At 71.0% G+C, this 19,799-nt stretch carries 25 protein-coding genes; 15 read left to right on the top strand and 10 right to left on the bottom strand.

All coding sequences use genetic code 11. From position 1 onward, the window contains the following. Positions 1-3: 3 nt before the first annotated feature. Positions 4-450, bottom strand: a complete 447-nt coding sequence (locus tag GWK15_RS04745) for an SUF system Fe-S cluster assembly regulator (protein ID WP_168039552.1) — start codon at positions 448-450, stop codon at positions 4-6. A gap of 134 nt (positions 451-584) precedes the next feature. On the opposite strand from GWK15_RS04745, the gene GWK15_RS04750 reads away from it, so the two are divergent. Then, positions 585-1,469, top strand: coding sequence for an alpha/beta fold hydrolase (locus GWK15_RS04750; protein WP_168039554.1), 885 nt, complete (start codon positions 585-587; stop codon positions 1,467-1,469). 10 nt (positions 1,470-1,479) lie between these two features. On the opposite strand, the gene GWK15_RS04755 is transcribed toward GWK15_RS04750, so the two are convergent. Genes GWK15_RS04755 through GWK15_RS04775 form a run of 5 tightly spaced genes read right to left on the bottom strand, consistent with a single transcriptional unit; the run spans position 1,480 to position 5,732 of the window. Continuing rightward, complete coding sequence (locus tag GWK15_RS04755; protein ID WP_211844028.1) at positions 1,480-1,929, bottom strand: GNAT family N-acetyltransferase; 450 nt, start codon at positions 1,927-1,929, stop codon at positions 1,480-1,482. Further along, entirely contained in the window at positions 1,926-3,227 is a 1,302-nt protein-coding gene (locus GWK15_RS04760; RefSeq protein WP_168039556.1) for a class I SAM-dependent methyltransferase, read from the bottom strand. The genes GWK15_RS04755 and GWK15_RS04760 overlap by 4 nt, the downstream gene beginning before the upstream one ends. 4 nt (positions 3,228-3,231) lie before the next feature. Next, positions 3,232-4,191: an ABC transporter substrate-binding protein gene (locus GWK15_RS04765; RefSeq protein WP_168039558.1), complete on the bottom strand. Its 960-nt coding sequence runs from the start codon at positions 4,189-4,191 to the stop codon at positions 3,232-3,234. Positions 4,192-4,210: 19 nt separating this feature from the next. Continuing rightward, positions 4,211-4,975, bottom strand: coding sequence for an ABC transporter permease (locus GWK15_RS04770; protein ID WP_209441988.1), 765 nt, complete (start codon positions 4,973-4,975; stop codon positions 4,211-4,213). Continuing rightward, positions 4,965-5,732, bottom strand: coding sequence for an ATP-binding cassette domain-containing protein (locus GWK15_RS04775; protein WP_168039560.1), 768 nt, complete (start codon positions 5,730-5,732; stop codon positions 4,965-4,967). Before GWK15_RS04775 ends, GWK15_RS04770 begins: the two co-directional genes overlap by 11 nt. A gap of 127 nt (positions 5,733-5,859) precedes the next feature. Between GWK15_RS04775 and GWK15_RS04780 the strand changes: the two genes are divergently transcribed. From GWK15_RS04780 to GWK15_RS04805, 6 genes are read left to right on the top strand one after another with little or no spacing between them, the layout of a single operon-like run. Beyond that, the gene (locus GWK15_RS04780) at positions 5,860-6,774 is read left to right on the top strand and encodes an SDR family NAD(P)-dependent oxidoreductase (protein WP_168039562.1); all 915 of its coding nucleotides are present in this window, start codon (positions 5,860-5,862) and stop codon (positions 6,772-6,774) included. An 8-nt stretch (positions 6,775-6,782) separates the two neighbouring features. Then, positions 6,783-7,232: a hypothetical protein gene (locus GWK15_RS04785; RefSeq protein ID WP_168039564.1), complete on the top strand. Its 450-nt coding sequence runs from the start codon at positions 6,783-6,785 to the stop codon at positions 7,230-7,232. A 13-nt stretch (positions 7,233-7,245) separates the two neighbouring features. Next, entirely contained in the window at positions 7,246-9,297 is a 2,052-nt protein-coding gene (locus GWK15_RS04790; RefSeq protein ID WP_168039566.1) for an acetate--CoA ligase family protein, read from the top strand. Next, a complete protein-coding gene (locus GWK15_RS04795) occupies positions 9,290-9,763 on the top strand; it encodes an ASCH domain-containing protein (protein ID WP_338147190.1) in 474 nt (157 codons plus the stop codon). Before GWK15_RS04790 ends, GWK15_RS04795 begins: the two co-directional genes overlap by 8 nt. Positions 9,764-9,800: 37 nt before the next feature. After that, positions 9,801-10,613 carry a nitroreductase family protein gene (locus GWK15_RS04800; RefSeq protein WP_168039570.1) on the top strand — a complete coding sequence of 271 codons (813 nt, stop codon included), beginning with the start codon at positions 9,801-9,803 and terminating at the stop codon, positions 10,611-10,613. Further along, positions 10,606-11,277, top strand: a complete 672-nt coding sequence (locus GWK15_RS04805) for an NUDIX hydrolase (RefSeq protein WP_245211400.1) — start codon at positions 10,606-10,608, stop codon at positions 11,275-11,277. Before GWK15_RS04800 ends, GWK15_RS04805 begins: the two co-directional genes overlap by 8 nt. Here GWK15_RS04805 and GWK15_RS04810 read toward each other — a convergent pair. After that, complete coding sequence (locus tag GWK15_RS04810) at positions 11,265-11,471, bottom strand: hypothetical protein (protein WP_168039572.1); 207 nt, start codon at positions 11,469-11,471, stop codon at positions 11,265-11,267. The genes GWK15_RS04805 and GWK15_RS04810 overlap by 13 nt on opposite strands. 149 nt (positions 11,472-11,620) lie before the next feature. On the opposite strand from GWK15_RS04810, the gene GWK15_RS04815 reads away from it, so the two are divergent. Together GWK15_RS04815 and GWK15_RS04820 are read left to right on the top strand one after the other, a co-directional pair. Then, positions 11,621-12,463, top strand: a complete 843-nt coding sequence (locus GWK15_RS04815) for a transporter substrate-binding domain-containing protein (RefSeq protein WP_168039574.1) — start codon at positions 11,621-11,623, stop codon at positions 12,461-12,463. Continuing rightward, positions 12,460-13,218, top strand: a complete 759-nt coding sequence (locus GWK15_RS04820) for an amino acid ABC transporter ATP-binding protein (protein WP_338147192.1) — start codon at positions 12,460-12,462, stop codon at positions 13,216-13,218. The genes GWK15_RS04815 and GWK15_RS04820 overlap by 4 nt, the downstream gene beginning before the upstream one ends. Before the next feature lie 83 nt (positions 13,219-13,301). On the opposite strand, the gene GWK15_RS25645 is transcribed toward GWK15_RS04820, so the two are convergent. Continuing rightward, positions 13,302-13,886, bottom strand: coding sequence for a hypothetical protein (locus GWK15_RS25645; protein ID WP_209441989.1), 585 nt, complete (start codon positions 13,884-13,886; stop codon positions 13,302-13,304). A 44-nt stretch (positions 13,887-13,930) separates the two neighbouring features. Between GWK15_RS25645 and GWK15_RS04830 the strand changes: the two genes are divergently transcribed. The 4 genes from GWK15_RS04830 to GWK15_RS04845 all read left to right on the top strand — a co-directional run bounded on the left by GWK15_RS04830 (position 13,931) and on the right by GWK15_RS04845 (position 16,922). Further along, on the top strand, positions 13,931-14,611 hold the full coding sequence (locus GWK15_RS04830) for an amino acid ABC transporter permease (RefSeq protein ID WP_168039576.1): 681 nt from the start codon (positions 13,931-13,933) through the stop codon (positions 14,609-14,611). Between the two features lie 75 nt (positions 14,612-14,686). Continuing rightward, positions 14,687-15,361 carry an amino acid ABC transporter permease gene (locus tag GWK15_RS04835; protein WP_168039578.1) on the top strand — a complete coding sequence of 225 codons (675 nt, stop codon included), beginning with the start codon at positions 14,687-14,689 and terminating at the stop codon, positions 15,359-15,361. Between the two features lie 69 nt (positions 15,362-15,430). Beyond that, entirely contained in the window at positions 15,431-16,399 is a 969-nt protein-coding gene (locus tag GWK15_RS04840) for a tripartite tricarboxylate transporter substrate binding protein (protein ID WP_168039580.1), read from the top strand. Between the two features lie 70 nt (positions 16,400-16,469). Further along, positions 16,470-16,922: a hypothetical protein gene (locus GWK15_RS04845; RefSeq protein WP_168039582.1), complete on the top strand. Its 453-nt coding sequence runs from the start codon at positions 16,470-16,472 to the stop codon at positions 16,920-16,922. A 37-nt stretch (positions 16,923-16,959) separates the two neighbouring features. Here the strand turns inward: GWK15_RS04845 and GWK15_RS04850 are convergent, their stop codons facing one another. Beyond that, the gene (locus GWK15_RS04850) at positions 16,960-17,427 is read right to left on the bottom strand and encodes a DUF3237 domain-containing protein (protein WP_209441990.1); all 468 of its coding nucleotides are present in this window, start codon (positions 17,425-17,427) and stop codon (positions 16,960-16,962) included. 44 nt (positions 17,428-17,471) lie between these two features. After that, complete coding sequence (locus tag GWK15_RS04855) at positions 17,472-17,888, bottom strand: rhodanese-like domain-containing protein (protein WP_338147193.1); 417 nt, start codon at positions 17,886-17,888, stop codon at positions 17,472-17,474. Positions 17,889-18,014: 126 nt separating this feature from the next. On the opposite strand from GWK15_RS04855, the gene GWK15_RS04860 reads away from it, so the two are divergent. Together GWK15_RS04860 and GWK15_RS04865 are read left to right on the top strand one after the other, a co-directional pair. Continuing rightward, entirely contained in the window at positions 18,015-18,644 is a 630-nt protein-coding gene (locus GWK15_RS04860) for a TetR/AcrR family transcriptional regulator (RefSeq protein ID WP_168039586.1), read from the top strand. A 66-nt stretch (positions 18,645-18,710) separates the two neighbouring features. Continuing rightward, positions 18,711-19,793, top strand: a complete 1,083-nt coding sequence (locus GWK15_RS04865; protein ID WP_168039588.1) for an efflux RND transporter periplasmic adaptor subunit — start codon at positions 18,711-18,713, stop codon at positions 19,791-19,793. The last annotated feature ends 6 nt before the right edge of the window (positions 19,794-19,799 follow it).

Genomic DNA, 19,799 nt, shown 5'->3' on the forward strand with positions numbered 1-19,799 from the left:
TCTCTACTCCGCGGCGACGACCTCGGGGTGCGGCACGACAGCCGGCACGCGCGCGAGGTCGGCGATGGATATGCCGGACAGCGCCCGGCGGATGGCATCGTTCACGGGGTCCCAACGCCCGCGCACGGGGCACGTCGCCTCCGCATCGCAAAGGCCGATGGAATTGTCCACGCAGGCGGTCAGCGCGATGGGGCCGTCTATCGCGGCGATCACCTCGGTCAATGGCATCGCGGCCAGCGGACGCGCCAGGCGATAGCCGCCCGCCGCCCCGCGCCGCCCCTCGACCAGGCCGGCATGGGAGAGGATCTTGAGCACCTTCGCGACCGTCGGCTCCCCGAGTCCGGTCGCCGCGGCGAGGCCGGGCGCGGTCAGCACCCCCCCTTCCTCGGCTTCCTCGAGCCTGGTCAGCACCACCACGGCGTAGTCGGTCAGCTTGGACAGCCGCAGCACGGCCGTTGCCCTCCTGAAATCAGGACCCGATTGGTACGGATTGCAGATGCGCTCGCATCGATCCTCTGTCAAGGCGCCTGGACGACCGGGCCGGACGCTTCCATCCTGCCGCCGCGACAGCGGGAGAAAGCGCGATGCCGACCATCCGGACCGACGACGGCGTGGACCTCTACTACGAGGAAGCCGGATCCGGCATCCCGATGGTCTTCGTGCACGAATTCGCCGGCGACTACCGGTCCTGGGAGCCGCAGATGCGGTTCTTCTCCCGCCGCTACCGCTGCATCGCCTATTCGGCGCGGGGCTATCACCCCTCGGCCGTTCCCAGCGACCCCAAGGCCTATTCCCAGGACCGGGCGACGGACGACATCGCCGCGGTCGTCAACGGGTTGGGCCTTGGCCAGGCGCACATCGTCGGGCTGTCCATGGGCGCCTTCGCGACCCTTCATTTCGGCCTGCGATACCCGCAGCTTGCGCGGAGCCTGACAGCCGCCGGCGTCGGCTACGGCGCCGAGCCCGGCAAGCGGGAACAGTTCCGCCGCGAAACCGACGCCGCCATCGCCCGCATCCGTGCCGAGACCATGGCCGAATTCGGAAAGACCTACGGCCGCGGGCCGACCCGCCTCGTCTTCGAGGAAACCGATCCCCGCGGCTATGCCGAGTTCCTCGCCCAGCTTTGCGAGCATTCGACGGAGGGCTCCGCGCTCACCATGCAGGGCGTGCAGCGCGAACGCCCCTCCCTCTTCGACCTCGCGGAGGGCTTCCGCGCCTTCACCACGCCGACGCTGGTGGTGGCCGGCGACGAGGACGACCCGACCCTCGAACCGGCGCTCTACCTCAAGCGCACCATCCCCACCAGCGCCCTGCTGGTGCTGCCGAAATGCGGGCACACCATGAACCTGGAGCATCCGGACGCCTTCAACCGGGCCGTGCTGGACTTCGTGACCCAAGTCGATGCTGGCGCCTGGCGGCGGCGCATCCCGGCCAGCCAGTCCGGCAGCATCATCGCGGCGAAGACCTGACACGCCGGCGTCAGAGCTTCAGCTTCATGCCCTCGTGGCTCGCGACGAAGCCGAGCGATTCGTAGAAGCGGCGCGCATCCCCGCGCGCCTTGTCGGTGGTGAGTTGCACGATGCCGCAGCCGCGGTCGCGGCATTGTTCGATTGCCCATTCGAACATCCGCCGCCCGAGGCCGCCGCCGCGCGCCTCGGCGGCAATGCGTACGCTCTCGATCTGCCCGCGCCACATCCCGCGGTGCGACAGGCCGGGGATGAAGCTCAGTTGCAGGCAGCCGGCGACGCGGCCGTCGATCTCGACCACCGCAAGAAGCTGGTTCGCATCCGCCGCGATCGCCGCGAAGGCGGCATCATAGGCAGCGTCGCCCGGCTTCTCCCGCGCCGCGCCGAGCACGTCGTCGGCGAGCATCGCGACGATGGCCGGGACATCGGCCGCCGTCGCGCGGCGGAAGGCCGGCGCGCTCACCGATAGAGATCCACCCGCGTCAGCGGCAGGCCCGAGGGCCCACGCGCGCGCTTGGTCGCCAGCGTCTGGAAGATGCCGACCGTGCCGCGCTCGAAGGCCAGCGCGCAGCCGGCCATGTAGGTGATCCAGATGTCGGTCTTGGCCGCACCCACTTCCTTGATCGCGGCCTCCCGGTTGGCGAACAGGCGCTCGGTCCAGGCGCGGCAGGTGCGGGCGTAGTGCTCGCGCAGCGCCTCGACGTCGTGGATCTCGAAGCCGTTGCGCTCCAGCGCGTCGTGCTCGGCGCCGAGATGGTCGAGCTCGCCGCCGGGGAAGATGTAGCGGGTCAGCGCCTCGAATTCCGGGCGCTTCTTGCGGAAGGTCTTCTCGTCCTTCTTCATCGGCCGGGCGATCGCATGGTGCAGGTAGGCCCCGCGCGGGCGCAGCAATTCCCGGATGCGGGCGAAGTAGCCCTCCCGGTTGTCGAGGCCGACGGCCTCGTACATCCCGACGCTCGCGACCTTGTCGAAGGGCTCGGCCTTCAGTGTGCGGAAATCCGTCAGCTCGATGGTGACGCGGTCCTCGAGGCCGAGGCGCTTCACCTTCTCGACGGCATAGGCGTACTGCTCCTCGGCCAGCGTCACGCCATGCGCCTTAACGCCATAGTTCCGCGCGGCGTGGCAGACCAGCCCGCCCCAGCCGCAGCCGATGTCGAGGAAGCGTTCCCCCGGCTGCAGCCGCAGCTTCCGGCAGACGATGTCGAGCTTGGCGACCTGCGCTTCCGCGAGCGTCGTTTCCGGCGTCGGGTAGTAGGCGCAGGTGTAGACCATCTCGGGACAGAGAAAGAGCGCGTAGAAGGCGTTCGACAGGTCGTAGTGGAAATGCATCAGCGCCTTGTCGTCGCGCCCCTCGCCATACTTCGCGGCGTCGCCGGGGCCGGAGAAGGCATGCGATCCCTGCTTCTTCCCCGGGCCGAAGGCGAAGGGCAGCAGCGCCTTGGCGATCGTCATCTTGTCGAGGCGCTTCAACAGGCCCCGCCGCCCGTGCTCCGCCCGTTCGGCAAGGTCGAGCAGCGTGCCCCCCTCGATCGCCACGTCGCCCTGGGCCATCGCCTCGATCAGCGTGGACAGGCGCGGCTTGCGCACCAGCCGCGTGAGCGCCGCGGGGTCCCGGATGGCAAGCGCGACATCGCCCCGCGGCGACGGGCCGAGCGGCACTTCCGATCCGTCCCACAGGCGCAGCGTCAGGTCGGCCTTGAGGTGATCGGCAACATGCGCCGCCAGGCGGCGGACGCCTTCCGCCCGCTTGTCCAATGTCATGGGTTCAGATCCGCACCCGGTCCGGGGCGACCCAGCGCAACGGCTCGGCCCAGATCACGTCCGCCGTCGTCACCGGCCGGTCGAGCCGGTTCATCCCCCGCAGCTGGTCGATCGCGAGCTGGATGTTCGCCACGCTGTCGGCGGTGAGGTTCATGCGGAAGCCGACCTTGGTCATCAGATCCGCGACCAGCTGGCGGTCCTGGCGCAGGAAGCGGGCGACCTGCTGGGCGGCCTGGTCGCGGTTGGATTCGATGAACTCCTGCGCCTGGATCAGGCTGCGCATCAGCCGTTCGGTCGTCGGGCGGTTCTGCTCGGCCCAGGCCTTGTTCATGTAGACGAAGTTGCGGACGATCTGGATCGCCTCGTTGTTGATCAGGATGTGCGTGTTCGGGATGGCGCGCTGCGCGCGGGTCGGCCAGGGCTCCCAGACCGCGAAGGCGTCGATGTTGCCGCGCTCCAGCGCGGCGACCATCTCCGGCGCCTCCACGTTCACGATGGTGTAGTCCGCCGGGTTGAGGTTCAGCTTCGCCACCACCGACAGCCAGAAGGTCTCGGACCCCGTGCCGCGGGCGACGCCGACGCGCTTGCCCTTCAGCTCGTCCATGGTGCGGATGCCGCGGCCGAGCACACTGATCCAGCGCAGCAGCGCCGTGCCCTCGGCCACTGCCACCACGTTCGGATCGCGCACATGGGCCGAGACGCCGGCCTGCTCGGCGCCGTAGGCCGAGTTGATCTGGTTGCCGATCAGGAAGGCGATCATGGCGCTGCCGGACGGCCCGGTGTTCACCGTCACGTCGAGGCCGTTGCGCTCGAAGAAGCCCCCTTCCTTGGCGACGTAGTAGGGGGAGAAGGACGGATCCACGCCGGTGGCGATGGTGATCCGCGCCGGCGCCTGGGCCGAGGCAGGCAGCACATAGGCACCGGCCGCGGCGGCCGGCAGCGCGAGGACGGAACGGCGGTTCATCGTGGTTCTCCCTGTTGCGTCAGACCGTGGCATTGAAGCGTCCCGCGAAGGCGCGGATGAGGAGGCGGAAGACTCGGTCCGTGGCGAATCCCAGCAGGCCGAGGGCGACGAGGGCGACGAAGATGTCCTCGATCTGCATGAACAGTCGCGCGTCCCACAGCAGCTTGCCGAGCCCGTCATTCGACGCCACCAGCTCGGCCGCCACGATGGTGACGAAGGCATTGGCCATCGCCAGGCGCATCCCGGTCAGGATGTAGGGCACCGTCGCCGGCAGCGCGACCAGCGCGAAGACCTGCAGCCGGCTCGCACCCAGGCATTGCGCCGCGCGGATCTTGTCCCGCCCCACCGCACCGACGCCCGCGGCGGTCGAGATGATGACGACGAAGACCGTGGTGTAGGCGATGAGGAAGACCTTGCTCTCCTCCCCGATGCCGAACCAGATCACCGCCACCGTGATCATCGCGACGGCCGGGATGAAGCGGAAGAACTCGGTCCAGGGCTCGAGCAGCCAGCGCACGATCCGGAAGGACCCGATGGCGAGGCCGATGGGTATGCCGATGGCGCTGCCGATCAGGAAGCCCTGCAGGATTCGTCGCATGGAAGCGACGATCTGCTCCTGCAGGATGTTGTCCTCGATCAGCACGATGGCGCGTTCGAGGACCGGCAGCGGCGGCGGGAACAGCACCGACTTCACCAGCAGCGTCGCCGCCAGGTGCCAGATCAGGAACAGCAGCGCGAATCCCGCCACATAGCCCGCGACGACGGCGAGGCGGTCAGTGCGCACCGTGGATCTCGTCGTGGATCAGGGCGTGGACCTCGCGGAACGCCGCCATGAAGGCGTCCGAGGTGCGTTCGCGCGGGAAGGGCAGGTCGATCGGGATGACGGCCTTCAGCGTGCCGCCCGGCCCGCGCTTCATGACGCCGACGCGCGTCGCGAGCGCCACTGCCTCCTCGATGTCGTGGGTGATGAAGAGCACGGTCTTGCGAGTCTCGGCCCAGATGCGGCTGAGCTCGCCCTGCAGGACGGCGCGGGTCATGGCATCGAGCGCGCCGAACGGCTCGTCCATCAGCAGGATGCGCGGGTCGTTCGCCAGCGCGCGGGCGATCTGGATTCGCTGCTTCATCCCGCCCGAGAGTTCGGAGGGATGCTTCGCCCCCTGCCCGGTCAGCCCGACCATCTTCAGGTAATGCTCGGCCTTCGCGCGGCGCTCGCCGCGGCCCATGCCGCGCAGGCGCAGCCCGAAGGCGATGTTGTCGAGCGCGGTCAGCCAGTCATAGAGGCTGTCATGGCCCTGGAAGACCACGCCGCGATCGGCGCCGGGGCGATCCACCGGCCGGCCGTCAAGAAGGATGCGCCCGGCCGTCGGCTGCTCGAAGCCGGCGACCATGTTCAGCACCGTGGTCTTCCCGCAGCCGGAGGTACCGAGCAGGCAGAAGAACTCTCCCTCCGCCAGGTCCAGCGTGAAGTCGCGGACAGCCTCCCACGCGCCGGTGCGGCCGCGATAGGTCTTGCCCACGCCTTCCAGCGTCACCAGCGCCACGCGCGGCCCCTCATTCTCCAGACGGCGTCAGTTTAGGGCGGCCGGGCCTTCCGGCAACCCGGCTTCACGGCCCGGCAGGCCGGGTCTAGAACCCTCGGCGGCAGAAAACCGCAGGAGGGAACGCCGCATGCCGAACATGCTCGAGGGCAAGGTCGCGATCGTCACGGGGGCCGGCAACGGCATCGGGCGCGAGATCGCCATCATGATGGCCAAGCAGGGTGCCAAGGTCATCATCAACGATGTCGGCGCCTCCGTCTCCGGCGAGGGCCAGGACGCGACGCCCGCCCAGCAGACCAAGGCGATCATCGCCCAGAACGGCGGCACCTCCGAGATCTCGGCCGACAGCGTCTCCACCTGGGCCTCCGCCCAGAAGATCGTGCAGGCCGCGCTCGACCATTTCGGCCGCATCGACATCGTGGTGAACAACGCCGGCATCCTGCGCGACCAGATCTTCCACCGCATGACGCCCGAGGAATGGGACGCGGTGATCGCCGTCCACCTCAACGGCTCCTTCTACGTTTCCCGCGCGGCCGCCACGCATTTCCGCCAGCAGCAGTCCGGCGCCTATGTGCACATGTCCTCGACCTCGGGCCTGATCGGCAATTTCGGCCAGGCGAACTACTCCGCGGCGAAGATCGGCATCGTCGGCCTGTCGAAGTCGATCGCCCTCGACATGGCGCGCTTCAACGTGCGCTCGAACTGCATCGCGCCCTTCGCCTGGTCGCGCATGACCGGCACGATCCCGGCGGAAACCCCCGAGCAGAAGCGCCGCGTCGAGCGCATCATGCAGATGACGCCGGACAAGAACGCGCCGCTCGCGGTCTTCCTGGCCTCCGACGCGGCGAAGGACGTGACGGGGCAGATCTTCTCCCCGCGCATGAACGAGCTGTTCGTCTACAGCCAGATCCGCCCGATCAAGTCGGTGCACCGCGAGAATGGCTGGACGCCGGAGGCGATCGCCGAATACGCGCTGCCCTCGCTCGCCCAGGGCTTCTCGAAGCTCGAGCGGTCGGGCGACGTCTTCTGCTGGGATCCGATCTGAGGATCCCGATGCGGCGGGTGCTGGCCCTGGCGTTCTGCGCCGTCGCCATCCCCGCCGCAGCGGATGTCCCGCGGGAGGTTCTGGACGCGGTCCAGCGCCTGCCGCCCACCGCGGCGCTGGAAGCGCCGCTGCGGTCCGCGCCCTGCGCCTTCGCCCCCTTCGCGCGCCATCTCGACCGGCTGCCCGGCAATGTCGCATGGGCGCGGCCCGAGGCGGTGGTGATCGTCGCCGGCCTGCCGGGCCTCGCCCCGGGCGCGCGTGCCGCCGTGCTGCGGCCGACCCGCGAACTGCTCGCCCGCGCGGCGACACGCGACCGCATTGCCGAGGGCGGCATCACGCTCCACGGCATCGACCTCGCGCCCCTGCCGGCCGATGCGCCCGCGCCCGCCTTCCTCGCCATCCATGTCGCCCCGCCCGCCGCGCCGCCCGAAGGCTGCGTGGCGCAGGGCGCCCGCTGAACCGGATCCGACCATGACCGCGCTCGCCCCTGCCCTGCTCAACCCGCGCCGCATCGCGCTCGTCGGCGCCTCGGCGGACCCCAAGCGGCTGACGGCGCGGGCGCAGATCTACCTGCGCAAGCACGGCTTCGACGGGGATCTCTACCCGGTGAACCCGCGCGCCGACGAAGTCCTCGGCGAGAAATCCTACCCGACGCTCGCGGATGTCCCCGGGCCGGTGGACCTCGCCTACCTGCTGGTCGGCACCGAGCATGTCGAAGGCGTCATCGCCGACGTCGCCGCCAAGGGCATTCCGGTCGCCGCCATTCTCGCCGACGGCTTCGCCGAGGCCGGGCCCGAGGGCCAGGCGCGCCAGGCCCGGCTGCTCGCGACCGCCAAGGCGGCCGGCGTGCGCATCCTCGGGCCGAACTCGATGGGCCTCGTGAACCTCAATGCGCGGACCGCCTGCTCGGTGAACGCGGCGCTGGAGGCCGAGAGCATCCCCGCGGGGCGGCTCGCGCTCGTCTCGCAGTCGGGCTCGATGCTCGGCGCCATCATGGCGCGCGGCGCGGCGCGGGGCCTCGGCTTCTCCCACCTGATCAGCACCGGCAACGAGGCCGACCTGACGGCGAGCGAGATCGCCGGCATGCTCGTGGACGACCCGCAGGTGGACGCCATCCTGCTGTTCCTCGAGGCGATCCGCCGCGCCGACCTTCTGGCCGAGGCCGCCCGACGTGCGCATGCCGCCGGCAAGCCGATCATCGCCTTCAAGCTGGGGCGTTCGGCCTTCGGGGCGGAACTGGCGAACAGCCACACCGGGGCGCTCGCGGGATCGGATGCCGCCGCCGACGCCTTCTTCCGCGCCAACGGCATCGCGCGGGTGACGATGATCGAGGCGCTGCTCGAAGCCCCCGCGCTGTTCATCGGCCGCAAGCCGCTCGCCGCGCCGAAGCGCGCCGTCTCGGTGATGACGACGACGGGCGGCGGCGGGGCGATGGCGGTCGATGCGCTCGGCGTCGCCGGCATCGAGACGCGCGCCCCGGACGCCACGGCGGTCGAGGGCCTCAAGGCCGCCGGCCTGCCGCATCATGGGCGGATGATCGACGTGACGCTCGCCGGCACGCGGGCGGACAAGGTGCAGGCGGCGCTCTCGGCCCTCGCCGCCGATCCGGACACCGACCTTGCCCTGTCGGTGATCGGGTCCTCCGCCCAGTTCCGGCCGCATGACGCGGTGGCGGGCATCCTGGGCGCGGCGCGGTCAGGCCTGGCGAAGCCCGTCGCGGCCTTCCTGGTGCCGCAGGCGGATGTCTCCCTGCGGATGCTGGGCGAGGCCGGCATCGCCGCCTTCCGCACCCCGGAATCCTGCGCCGACGTGATCCGCGCCTTCATCGAATGGCAGGCGCCGCGCGCGGTCCCGGCCGCCCCGGCGCTGGCCCACGCCCTGCCCGCCCGTCCCGACGAGGCCGATGCGCGCCGGCTGTTCGAAGCGCTCGGCCTTGCCACCGGCTTCGCGGTCATGGCGACGCCGGATGCCGTGCCCAAGGGCCTGCGCTACCCCGTCGCGCTCAAGATCCTGTCTCCCGACCTCGCCCACAAGACCGAGGTCGGGGGGGTCGCGCTCAACCTCCCCGACGCCGCCGCGCTCAAGGCCGCGGCGACGGAAATGCTGGCGCGCGTGAAGGCCAGGGCCCCGCAGGCGACCATCACCGGCTTCCTGGTCCAGCCCATGGCCAAGGGCCTCGCCGAGGCGATCCTTGGCTTCCGTCGCGACCCGGAATCCGGCCCGGTCGTGCTGGTCGGCGCCGGCGGCGTCATGGCGGAACTGCACCGGGACACCGCGCTGCGCTGCGCCCCGGTCAGCGAAGTCGAGGCCCATGCCATGATCGCCGAGGTGAAGGGCCTCAAGCCGCTGGCGGGCTGGCGCGGCCTGCCGAAGGGCGACCTCGACGCCCTCGCCCGCGCGATCGTCGCGGTCTCGCGGCTTGCCGCCGTGGCCGAGGTCTCGGAAGCCGAGATCAACCCGCTGATCGTCCATGCCGAGGGCCAGGGCGTCACGGTCGCCGATGCCTGGGTGGTACGTGCCTGACCGCACGCCCGAGGTCGCGGCCTTCTGGACGGCCTATCGCGCCGCCGCCGGCCTCGATCACGACCGCTATGACGTGGTGGCCCACGGGCACACCCCCGCGATCGCGGACGCGCTCGCCGCGCTGATCCTGGCAGGCACCAAGCGGGCCACCGCCTCGCTCGACCGCGACTACGCGCCGGGCAAGGCGCCGCGCCCGGCGCCGGGGGACCACGTCCTGGTCGTGGACGGGTCCGGGCGGCCGGCCTGCATCTGGCAGACGACCGAGGTCACGGTCGGCCCCTTCGCCGGCGTCACCGACGACTTCGCCTGGGTCGAGGGCGAAGGCGACCGCAGCCGTGCGACCTGGCTCGCCAACCATCGGGAGTTCTTCGGCTGGCAGGCCGAGCGCGACGGCTTCGTCCTGACCGATGACGAACCCGTCGTCTTCGAGCGCTTCCGCGTGGTCTGGCCGACGCCCGATCCGTGACCTTTTCGTCCGCCCGCCCCGGTGCCACGCTGACCCCATGACCCCCGCCGACCTGATCCACAACCGCTACGGCATCGTCCCCTTCGAACCGCCGGAGGAGGTCGCCCCGGCGCTCGCCGCCCTGCTCGACCGGCGGGTGACGCGGCGCTACCGCGCCGACGAGGTGCCGGACCCGCTGCTCGACACCATCCTGGCCGCCGCGCAGTCGGCGCCATCCAAATCGGACCTGCAGCAGTATTCGATCGTGGTGACGCGCGATCCGGCGAAGATCGCCAAGGTTGCCGACTGGATCGGCACCATGCCCTGGATCAAGGACGCCCCGGTCCTGCTGCTGTTCTGCGGGGACATGCGCCGCGGCCAGCAGGCCTGCGCGAAGCATGGCCGGCCGCATGCCAACAACAACATGGACACCTTCCTCAACACCGCGGTCGATGCCGCGCTGGCCATGGGGATGGCGATCGCGGCAGCCGATGCCGCGGGGCTCGGCACCTGCCCGATCTCCTATGTCCGCAGCCATATCGAGAAGGTCGCGCCCCTCTTTGGCCTGCCCGAGGGCGTCTATCCGGTCGCCGGGCTGAGCCTCGGCTGGCCGGCGGCGCGCAACGAGGTCACGCCGCGCCTGCCGCCCTCGGTCGTCGTGCATCGGGAGACCTATCGCGACACCGGCCTCGAGGACGCGCTCTCGGACTACGATGCCCTCCGCCCGAAGCAGAAGCCGCGCTACCCCGAGATCCACGGCCCGGCCCCCGAGGGCTGCACCTGGTCGGAGAACGCCGCGCGCCAATTGTCGGTTCCGGAGCGTTTCGGCTTCCGGACCTGGCTGCGCCTGAGGGGCTTCGCGCTTGACTGACGCGCTGGCCGACAATCCCGGCGGCGCCGATGCCGAGGGCCGGTCCCGCCGCACCGTCCGCCCCCGCGACGCCGCGAGCCTGATCCTCTGGCGCGTCGGCCCCGCAGGCCCCGAGGTGCTGATGGGCCGGCGCCATGCGCGCCATCGGTTCATGCCGGACGTCATGGTCTTCCCCGGCGGTCGGGTGGATGCCGACGACCACCGCCAGCCGGCGACCAGCGAACTGGCCCCGGCCACGCGCCGGATGCTGGAACGCCGTGCCACGCCGGGCCGGGCGCGCGCCATCGGCATCGCCGCCGCGCGGGAATTGTTCGAGGAAACCGGCCTGGTCCTGGGCGAACGGCGGGGGGAGGCGGTCGCGGCCGACCTCGGCGCCCTGCACTATGTGTGCCGCGCCGTGACGCCCGGCGGCCGGCCGATCCGCTTCAACGCCCGCTTCCTCGCCGCACCGGCCGAGGCCGTCCATGGCGAGATCGCGGGGTCCGGGGAACTGGAACACCTCGGCTGGTTCACGCCCGAGGCGGCCCATCGCCACCGCGTCGCGGACATCACGGCGAAGGTGCTGCTGGAATTCCTGGACTGGCTGGAGATGTCGCCCAGGGCGCGAAACTCACGCCCGCTGATCGTCTTCCGCGGGATGGACAATCGCCATCAGGAACGGTGATCGGCCTCGCGGTCGCGCCGCGGCTCCATCATCATCAGCCCGGCGAGCATCAGCGCCCCGCCGCCCAGCGCCAGCACCGCGGCGACCGCGAGCGGCATGCGGCCCGGCGCCGTCACGTCGCCCAGCAGGGCGATGACGAGCAGCAGGTTCCCGAGCAGTCCGGCTCCGATCAGGGTCAGGGGGATGATGGGCATGGCGTCGCTCCGTTCATCCGCATGAATGACTGCCCGCGGCGGCGGCAGCGGGACGCTCAGGGGGCAAGTTTGTGGCAGCCCCTGCATGGACAGCAGGGCAGCCATCTGGGAAGTGTTGGGCCCGCTTTCGTGAAGAGGAGGTTATCGCCATGCGCAGGCTCATTGCCGCCGCCCTGTTGTCGGCCATCGTATCCGGCCCGGCCTTCGCGCAGAGCAGCCAGCCGCCGCTGCGCTGCGGCGTCGACGGCACCTTCGCCCCCCATGCCTTCCCGAACCTCCAGGGCGGCGTGCAGGGCTTCCAGATCGACCTGTTCCGCGAGGTCGCGCGCCGCATGGGCCGCGAGATCGTGATCGAATCCGCGGCCTTCTCGGGCCTCATTCCGGCGCTGAACGCCGGCCGCTACGACTTCCTCTGCGCCCCCACCACCGTGACGCGCGAACGCGCCGAGGCGCTGCTCTTCACCGAGGGCTACCTCTGGACCGAGCTGCAGTTCGGCATCCGCCGCGGCACGCCCCCGATCCGCTCGGACGAGGACCTGCGCGGCAAGACCATCAGCGTGAACAAGGGCACGCCCTACGAGCAGTGGGTGAACAACAACCGCGAGCGGCTGAACCTCACCCTGCTCGCCTTCGACAGCCAGGCCGACGCGGCCCAGGCGGTCATCCAGGGGCGCGCCTATGCGAACCTCTCGGGCAACACCGTCATCCGGTACTCGGCGTCGCGCACGCCGCAATTCGTGGCCGACTACGTGCTGCCGGGCACGCGCTTCCACTGGGGCACGCCCTTCCGCCGCGACTCCGGCGCCCTGCGCAACCAGGTCGAGGACATCATCGTCTGCATGAAGCGTGACGGCACCGTCGCGCGCCTGTCCGAGCGCTGGTTCGGCAGCGCCCCCGGCGAGGACCAGGCCGAGCGCATCGTCTTCCCGGGCTATGGCGTGCCCGACCTGCCGGGCTACGACCCGACGCCGCAGAACCCGACCTGCGGGTGAGCAGCGCCATCACTGCGCGCGGGCCGATCGTCGAGGCCCGCGCGATCCACAAGCATTTCGGGCATCTCCACGTCCTCAAGGGCGTGGACCTGGTGGTGGCCGAGAAGGAACTCGTCTTCCTGATCGGCCCCTCGGGCTCGGGCAAGTCGACGCTGCTGCGTTGCCTCAACCGGCTCGAGGATCCGACCTCAGGCTCGGTGACCGTGGACGGGATCGACATGCTCGACCCCAGGACGGACATCAACAAGGCCCGCCAGCGCATCGGCATGGTGTTCCAGTCGTTCAACCTCTACCCGCACATGACCGCGCTCGGGAACGTCATGCTCGCGCTGCGCAAGGTGCTCGGCATGGGGCGCGCGGAAGCCGAGGCGAAGGCGCGCGCGGCGCTCGATCGCGTGCACCTGGCGGACCGGGCGGACCATTATCCGCTGCAACTCTCGGGCGGGCAGCAGCAGCGCGTCGCCATCGCGCGCGCCATCGCGCTCGAACCGCGCGTGATGCTGTTCGACGAACCGACCAGCGCGCTCGACCCCGAACTGGTGGGCGGCGTGCTCGCCGTGATGCGCGAACTGCGCGAGGACGGGATGACCATGGTCGTGGTCAGCCACGAGATGGGCTTCGCCAAGGCCGCGGCCGACCGCGTGGTGTTCATGGCCGACGGGGCGATCGTCGAGGAAGGCAAGCCCGCGGAGATCTTCGCCGATCCGCGGCATGCGCGGACCCGGGCGTTCATTTCGCAGATCGAGCGGCATTGATGCTGGCCGCGCGCATCGGGAGGGGCGCCGCCCCTCCCGGACCCACCCCGCCAAAGGCCGAAGGGCCTTTGGAAACCGTCACCTCAGGTGTCGGTGCCTTCGCATTCCTGGGCGGGGCGGGTGAAGGCGATCCAGCCGCGCGGGCCACGCAGGCAACCATTGCGCCACTCGCCCTGGATGACGCGGCCCTCGACCATCAGGCGACCGCGGCCATTCGGATGGGACCGGGACCAACCGCCTTCGTAGACGATGCCGGCACCCGGCAGCTCGACGCGGCCGGAAACGAAGTAGTCGTCGCGGAACTGGCCCTGCTGGACGGCGAGCACGTCCTTTCCCGCGGTGATGGTCAGGCGGCCCTGGCCTTCGGATTTCCCGCGGCGCAGCGTGCCCTCGTAGATCATCGCGCGCGGCACGGCGCCCTCGCGCCAACGGATCTCGCCACGGCCCTCGCCTTCCGCCGGGCCCTCCGGGCAGGTGCCGCTCCAGGCCGCCGTCAGGTCGGTGGCGTCGGCGCGCAGCCCGCCCGCCCAGAGCCAACACCCGCCGGCACCGTCCGTGACGAAGCCCGCGCGCCCGCCGGGCACCAGGCGCTCCTCCTCCGGCGGCGGCCCCGCCGCGACGCAGAGCATCGCCATCAGCGCCAGGCAGGTCCGGGTCCCTCGCGTCATCCGCAGCAGTCCTTCGACGTGTCGGCCGATCATAGGCCCATCCGATGACCAACTGGGATCGCTTCGTCGACAGCTTCTTCAATGCGCGCGTCATGGCGCAGTACCTGCCCAAGATCATCGAGGGCTTCGGGCTGACTGTCGTCCTCGCGCTTTGCATCATCGCCGCGGGACTCGCGCTCGGCCTGTTGCTCGCGGTGGTCCGCGCCTTCGGCATACGGCCGCTGAACTGGCTGATCATCTTCACGGTGGACCTGTTCCGAGCGCTGCCGCCGCTCGTCATCATCGTGCTGCTGTTCTTCGGCCTGCCCAATGCAGGGGTGGAACTGTCGGGCTTCGTGGCCTCCTGGCTCGCGCTGACGCTGGTGCTCATGGCCTTCGCCGAGGAGATCTTCTGGGCGGGCATCACCTCGGTGCCGAAGGGCCAGTGGGAGGCGGCGCGGTCGACCGGGCTCGGCTTCGTGCAGACGCTCGGCTACGTCGTGCTGCCGCAGGCGCTGCGCATCACCATCCCGCCGCTGACCAACCGCACCATCGCCATCACCAAGGGCACCGCCCTCGCCTCGGTCGTCGCGGTGCCGGATATCCTGGGTGCTGCGAATGCGGGCGTGTCCTTCTCCTTCAACCCCTCGCCGCTGACCCTCGGCGCGATCGCCTACCTCGTCCTGTTCCTGCCCGTCGTCGTGCTCGGCCGCTGGATCGAGACGCGCTTCGCGTGGAAGCGGTGACGGCCATGCGATCGCGGAGCACCGCAGCCGAAGGCGAGGAGCGGAGCGTGAATCGCATGGTCGGGAGCTGAGGCCATGGATTCGTTCCTCGACACCTTCTTCAACTGGCAGATCATGCAGGAGGCCTCGCCGATCCTGTGGCAGGGGCTGCGCGCGACGCTGCTGCTCTCGGCCCTGGTGGTGCCGCTGGGCTTCCTCGGCGGCGTCATCATCGCGGTGCTGGCGACCTTCCATGCCCCTTGGGTGAAGTGGCCGCTGCGCGTCTGGGTCGACACCTTCCGCGCCCTGCCGCCGCTGGTGCTGCTGATCTTCATCTTCGCGGGCCTGCCCTTCATCGGCATCGACGTCGGCGCCTGGGGGGCGGTCGCGATCGGCTTCTTCCTCAACACTGGCGCCTACTATGGCGAGATCCTGCGCGCCGGCATCGAGAGCGTGCCCCGGGGCCAGATCGAGGCCGCGCGCTCCACCGGCCTCACCCGCGGGCAGACCATGACCTATGTCGTGCTGCCCCAGGCGGTGCGGAACGTGCTGCCCGACCTGATCTCGAACACGCTCGAGGTGGTGAAGCTCACCTCCATCGCCTCGGTCGTCGCGTTGCCGGAACTGCTCTTCCAGGCACGCCAGGCGCAATCCGTCACCTACAACGCCTCGCCCATCATGGCCGCGGCGATCGCCTACTTCATCCTGCTCTGGCCGGTGGTGCGGCTGCTCAGCCGGCTCGAGAACCGGCAACTGGCCGGTCGGCGCTGACTGGGCGATGATGTCCCGGATCCGCGCCGGCAGAGCGCGGCCCCGGGACCTACGCCAGGATTGCCGCCCATGACCTTCCGCCTTTCCCGCCGTCCGCTGCTGGCCGCGCTCGCCGCACTTCCCGCGCCCGCCCTCGCGCAAGGCAGCGGCCAGGCGCGGCCCATCACCATCGTCGTCCCCTTCGCCCCGGGCGGCAGCACGGACATCGTCAGCCGCCTGATGGCGGAACGCATGACGACCGTCCTCGGCCAGCCCGTGCAGGTGGAAAACCGCCCCGGCGCGAACACCATCATCGGCGCCGAATACGTCGCGAGGTCGCGCCCGGACGGGCAGACGCTGCTGATGGCCGCCGGCACGACGCTGACGATCAACCCGGTGATCGTGCCGAACCTGCCCTACAAGGTCGACGACTTCGCGCCGGTGATGCTGGCGACGACCTTCCCCTTCGGAATCCTGTCCCGCCTGCAGGGCGGGCCGGTGGACGTGGCGGCCTGGGTCGCGGCGGCCAAGGCGCGGCCGGGGCAGATGACCTACGGCACCAACGGGCCGACCACGCTGACCAATGTCGCGATGCTGATGGTCATGCAGCGGCTCGGCATCACCATGCAGGACGTCACCTATCGCGGGGATTCGGCGCAGCTCGCGGCCTTCCTCGCCGGCGACCTCGACATGCTGATCGTCGCCGGCGGCACCGCCATCCCGGCCTACCGCAACCAGCAGGGCCGGCTGATCGCCTGGACCAGCGCGCGCAAGGTGGACTCGACGCCGGAGGTGCCGACCACCGCCGACTACGCGCCGGGCCTCGATGCGCTGTCCTGGTTCGGCCTGCTCGCCCCCGCGCGCACGCCCCCCGAGGTCGTGCAGCGCACCAACGCGGCGGCGAATGAGGCGCTGCAGGACCCGCGCATCCGCGAACGCCTGACCAACGAAGGCCAGTTCCTCGCCGGCGGCAGCCCGCAGGACTTCACGGACTTCCTGCGCCGCTCGGACGAGCTCTGGCGGCCGATCCTCAGCCGGCTCGACGTACCGCGGAACTGACCCGGAACGATTGACCGCGCCGCAGCCCGGCGGGATGCTTGGCCCGCCCACCAGGATGGAACCAGGCGACATGCGGCGACGGATTCTCGGTTGCGCGGCGATCCTTGCCGCGCTCTCGGCCTGCTCGATGCCCCCGTCGGTGCCCGATGCCGGCAGCGTCGCGGGGCGGCCGGTCTCGGGCACGATCACGCTCGAGGAAGCGCTCGCCGGGGGTGCCGAGGCGGGCCGCGGCACGCTGCAGTTCCGCGGCCGCGCCTATCCCTTCCGGCTCGTCGGCGGCATCGCCGGGCCGGGCGGCGGCGCCGCGATCCGGGGCAGCGGCACCGTCTACAACCTCTCCCGCGTCTCGGACTTCGCCGGGATGTACACGCAGGGGTCCGGCGACATGGGGATCGACACCTCCCGCACGGCGGACCTGTGGCTGCGGAACGAGGCCGGGGTAATCATCCATGTGCGCGGCCAGCGGGAGGGCGTGTCCCTCAGCCTCGGCCGCTCGCAGGTAATGGTCGAGCTCGTCCAGTGACGACGCATCGGGGGGAGCAGGCTCCCCCCGTCGCGGCTCAGGCGATGGCGTAGACGTCGTAGGTGGGGCCGGAGGGCGGGCGCTGCCCGATGCCGACCGCGAGGATCCTGTTCATCCAGGCGAGCTCCGGCGCGCCGGTCTCGAAGCGCATCGCGGTGCGGAAATAGTATTCGGACGGATCGACGGCCTGGCCGGAATTGAGCCGCGCCAGCACCTCGGGCGTGCCGGTGCGGATGCCGCTGTAATGCATGTAGACCACGCCGCCGGTCGCCGACTTCAGCGTCAGCCGGACATCCATGTGCGCGGTGCCGTCGGCGTCCACGCGCAGCCAGTCGGCGGCCGAGCCGGGCATCACCTCGCCCTTGAAGCGCGGGCCTTCGGCGGTGCCGCCGGTCACGGGAATGATGCGCAGTTCCCCGTTGCGCGCCGTGCCGACCATCTGCGGCGTGCCGACGGTCAGGACGATGCGGAACAGGAATTCGGAATTGAGCGGCAGTGGCGTCACGGCGTTCTCCCCATGAGGACGATGGCGGGGAGGATGCCCGCGCCTCAGCGCTGGCGCCAGGGCAGCCCGTCCGCCTTCCACCCCGCCACGACGCCGCGATGGCCCTGCGGGTCGACCGGGCCTTCGAAGCCGTCGGCGACGTTGTAGGCGTGCGGGAAGCCCGCCGCCTGCGCCGCCTGGCCGGCCGCGAGCGATCGCGCGCCGGACCGGCAGATGAAGTAGATCCTGTGCAGCGGCGTCAGCCCCGCCTTGTGCAGCTGGTCGGCGAAATGCCCGTTCACCTGCATGGTCGGGTAGATCTGCCAGGGCACCAGCACGGTCTGCTTCGCGATGCTGGTCAGGTCGGGCAGGCCGACGAAGTTCCATTCCGCGTCGGTGCGCACGTCGACCAGCGCGGCCTGCGGATCGTTCCGCAGGGCTTCCCAGGTTTCCTTCGGGCTGACATCCGGAACGCCTGCCACGGCATGATCTCCTCGGGGCACTGCGCCCCGCCGCAAAATGGTGCGACGCATGATCCAGGGCAACCGTGACGGCGGCGCGACCACGCTGCTATAGCCGCCTGACGACTGACGGATTCCCTCAGCGCCATGAAACAGCCCGCATCCGTCCAGGAAGACCGTGCCGCCGCCACGCGCGAGCGCATCCTCGACGCGGCCTGGGACCTGTTCCGCACCCTGGGCTACCAGAAGACCGCCGTGGCCGACATCGCGCGCGAGATCGGCATGTCGCCTGCGAACGTCTACCGCTTCTTCGCCTCGAAAAGCGCGATCAACGAGGCGATCGCCGCCCGCCTGCTCGAGGGCGTGGCCGGGGACCTCGAATCGATCGCCGCCGGATCCGGCAGCGCGGCCGATCGGCTCAAGGCCGTGCTCCGCACGCTGCACGCCCGGCACCTGGCGCTGTTCTTCTCCCAGAAGCGCATGCACGACATGGTCTCGGCCGCCATGACCGAGCATTGGGGCGTGGTCGCCGCCTTCATCGCGCGGATCGAGGCCGCCCTGGCCCGCATCGTCGCCGACGGCATCGCCGCGGGGGACTTCGCGCCGGTCGATCCCGCGACGGCGGCCCGGATGATGAAGCAGGGCACCATGTGCTGGATGCACCCCGAACTGATCGCCGACGCCCTCGACAAGCGCGTGATGGACGAGGCGCAGATGGCGGCCGAGCTGGAGCAGATGCTGGACCTGCTGATCCGGGGACTGAGACCTGATTCTTGATCACTGACGAATATTGACTTTTATCAGAACGCAGAAATATCCTGGCGCGAGCCCAGGAGCCCCGCCATGCGTCGCGCCCTTCCCGCCCTCGCACTGCTCGCCGCCCTGCCCGCCTGCCGCGACGGCGCCGGCCAGGCCGCCGCCCCCGAGCCCCCCAAGCCCGTCCAGGTCGCCGAAATCCGCTTCGTCCCCGCCGAGCAGCCCCGCGCCTTCGCCGGCGTGGTGAAGGCCCGGCGCGAAGCCGATATCGCCTTCCGCGCCGGTGGCCGGGTCCAGGCGCGCCTGGTCGATGTCGGGACCATCGTGGCCGCCGGGCAGGAACTCGCCCGGCTGGACCCGGCCGACATCGCGCTGTCCGTCCGCGCCGCCGAGGCCGACCTCGCCGCCGCGGAGGCCGAGTTCCGCCGCGCGGCGGCCGATGCCGCGCGCTCGCGCACCTTGCTCGCCGCGGGCCATGTCGCCGCGGCCTATGACGACCAGCGCCAGGCCACGGCCCGCACGGCCGAGGAGCGCGTCGCCTCCGCCCGCGCCGGGCTGGACCTCGCGCGCAACCGGCTCGGCTACACGGTGCTGCGCGCCCCGACCGACGGCGTCGTCACCGCCCTCGTCGCCGAGGTCGGCCAGGTGGTCGCCGAGGGCCAGCCCGTCATGCGCATGGCCGACCCGGCCGAGCGCGAACTGCTCGTCCAGGTGCCCGAAGGTGCCCTGCCCGGTCTCGCCGGCGCCGAGGCACAGGCGGTGCTCTGGGCCCGCCCCGGCGAACCCGTGGCCGCCCGCCTGCGCGAGGTGTCGCCCCAGGCCGACGCGATGCTGCGCACCTATGCGGTCCGCTTCAGCCTTCCCGCGGCGCCCGACTGGGCCGCGCTCGGCATGACCGGCACCATCCGCCTGCGCGCGGAAAGCGAGCCCGTCGCGCTGCTGCCCGCTTCCGCCCTGCACGATCGCGGGCAGGGGCCGATGGTGTGGAAGGTACAGGGCGAGCGCGTCGTCGCCGTGCCGGTCGAGGTCGCGCGCCTGGGCGAGACGCAGGTGGCGCTGCGCGGCGCGCTGGCCGAAGGCGACCGCATCGTCGCCCTGGGACCGCAGCTGCTCGACCCGGGCACGACGGTGCGCGTGGTGCAGAACCGCCCCGCCGCCACGCTGCGCTGAGGCCGC

This window comes from Neoroseomonas oryzicola (assembly GCF_012163135.1).
Classification (GTDB): domain Bacteria; phylum Pseudomonadota; class Alphaproteobacteria; order Acetobacterales; family Acetobacteraceae; genus Neoroseomonas; species Neoroseomonas oryzicola.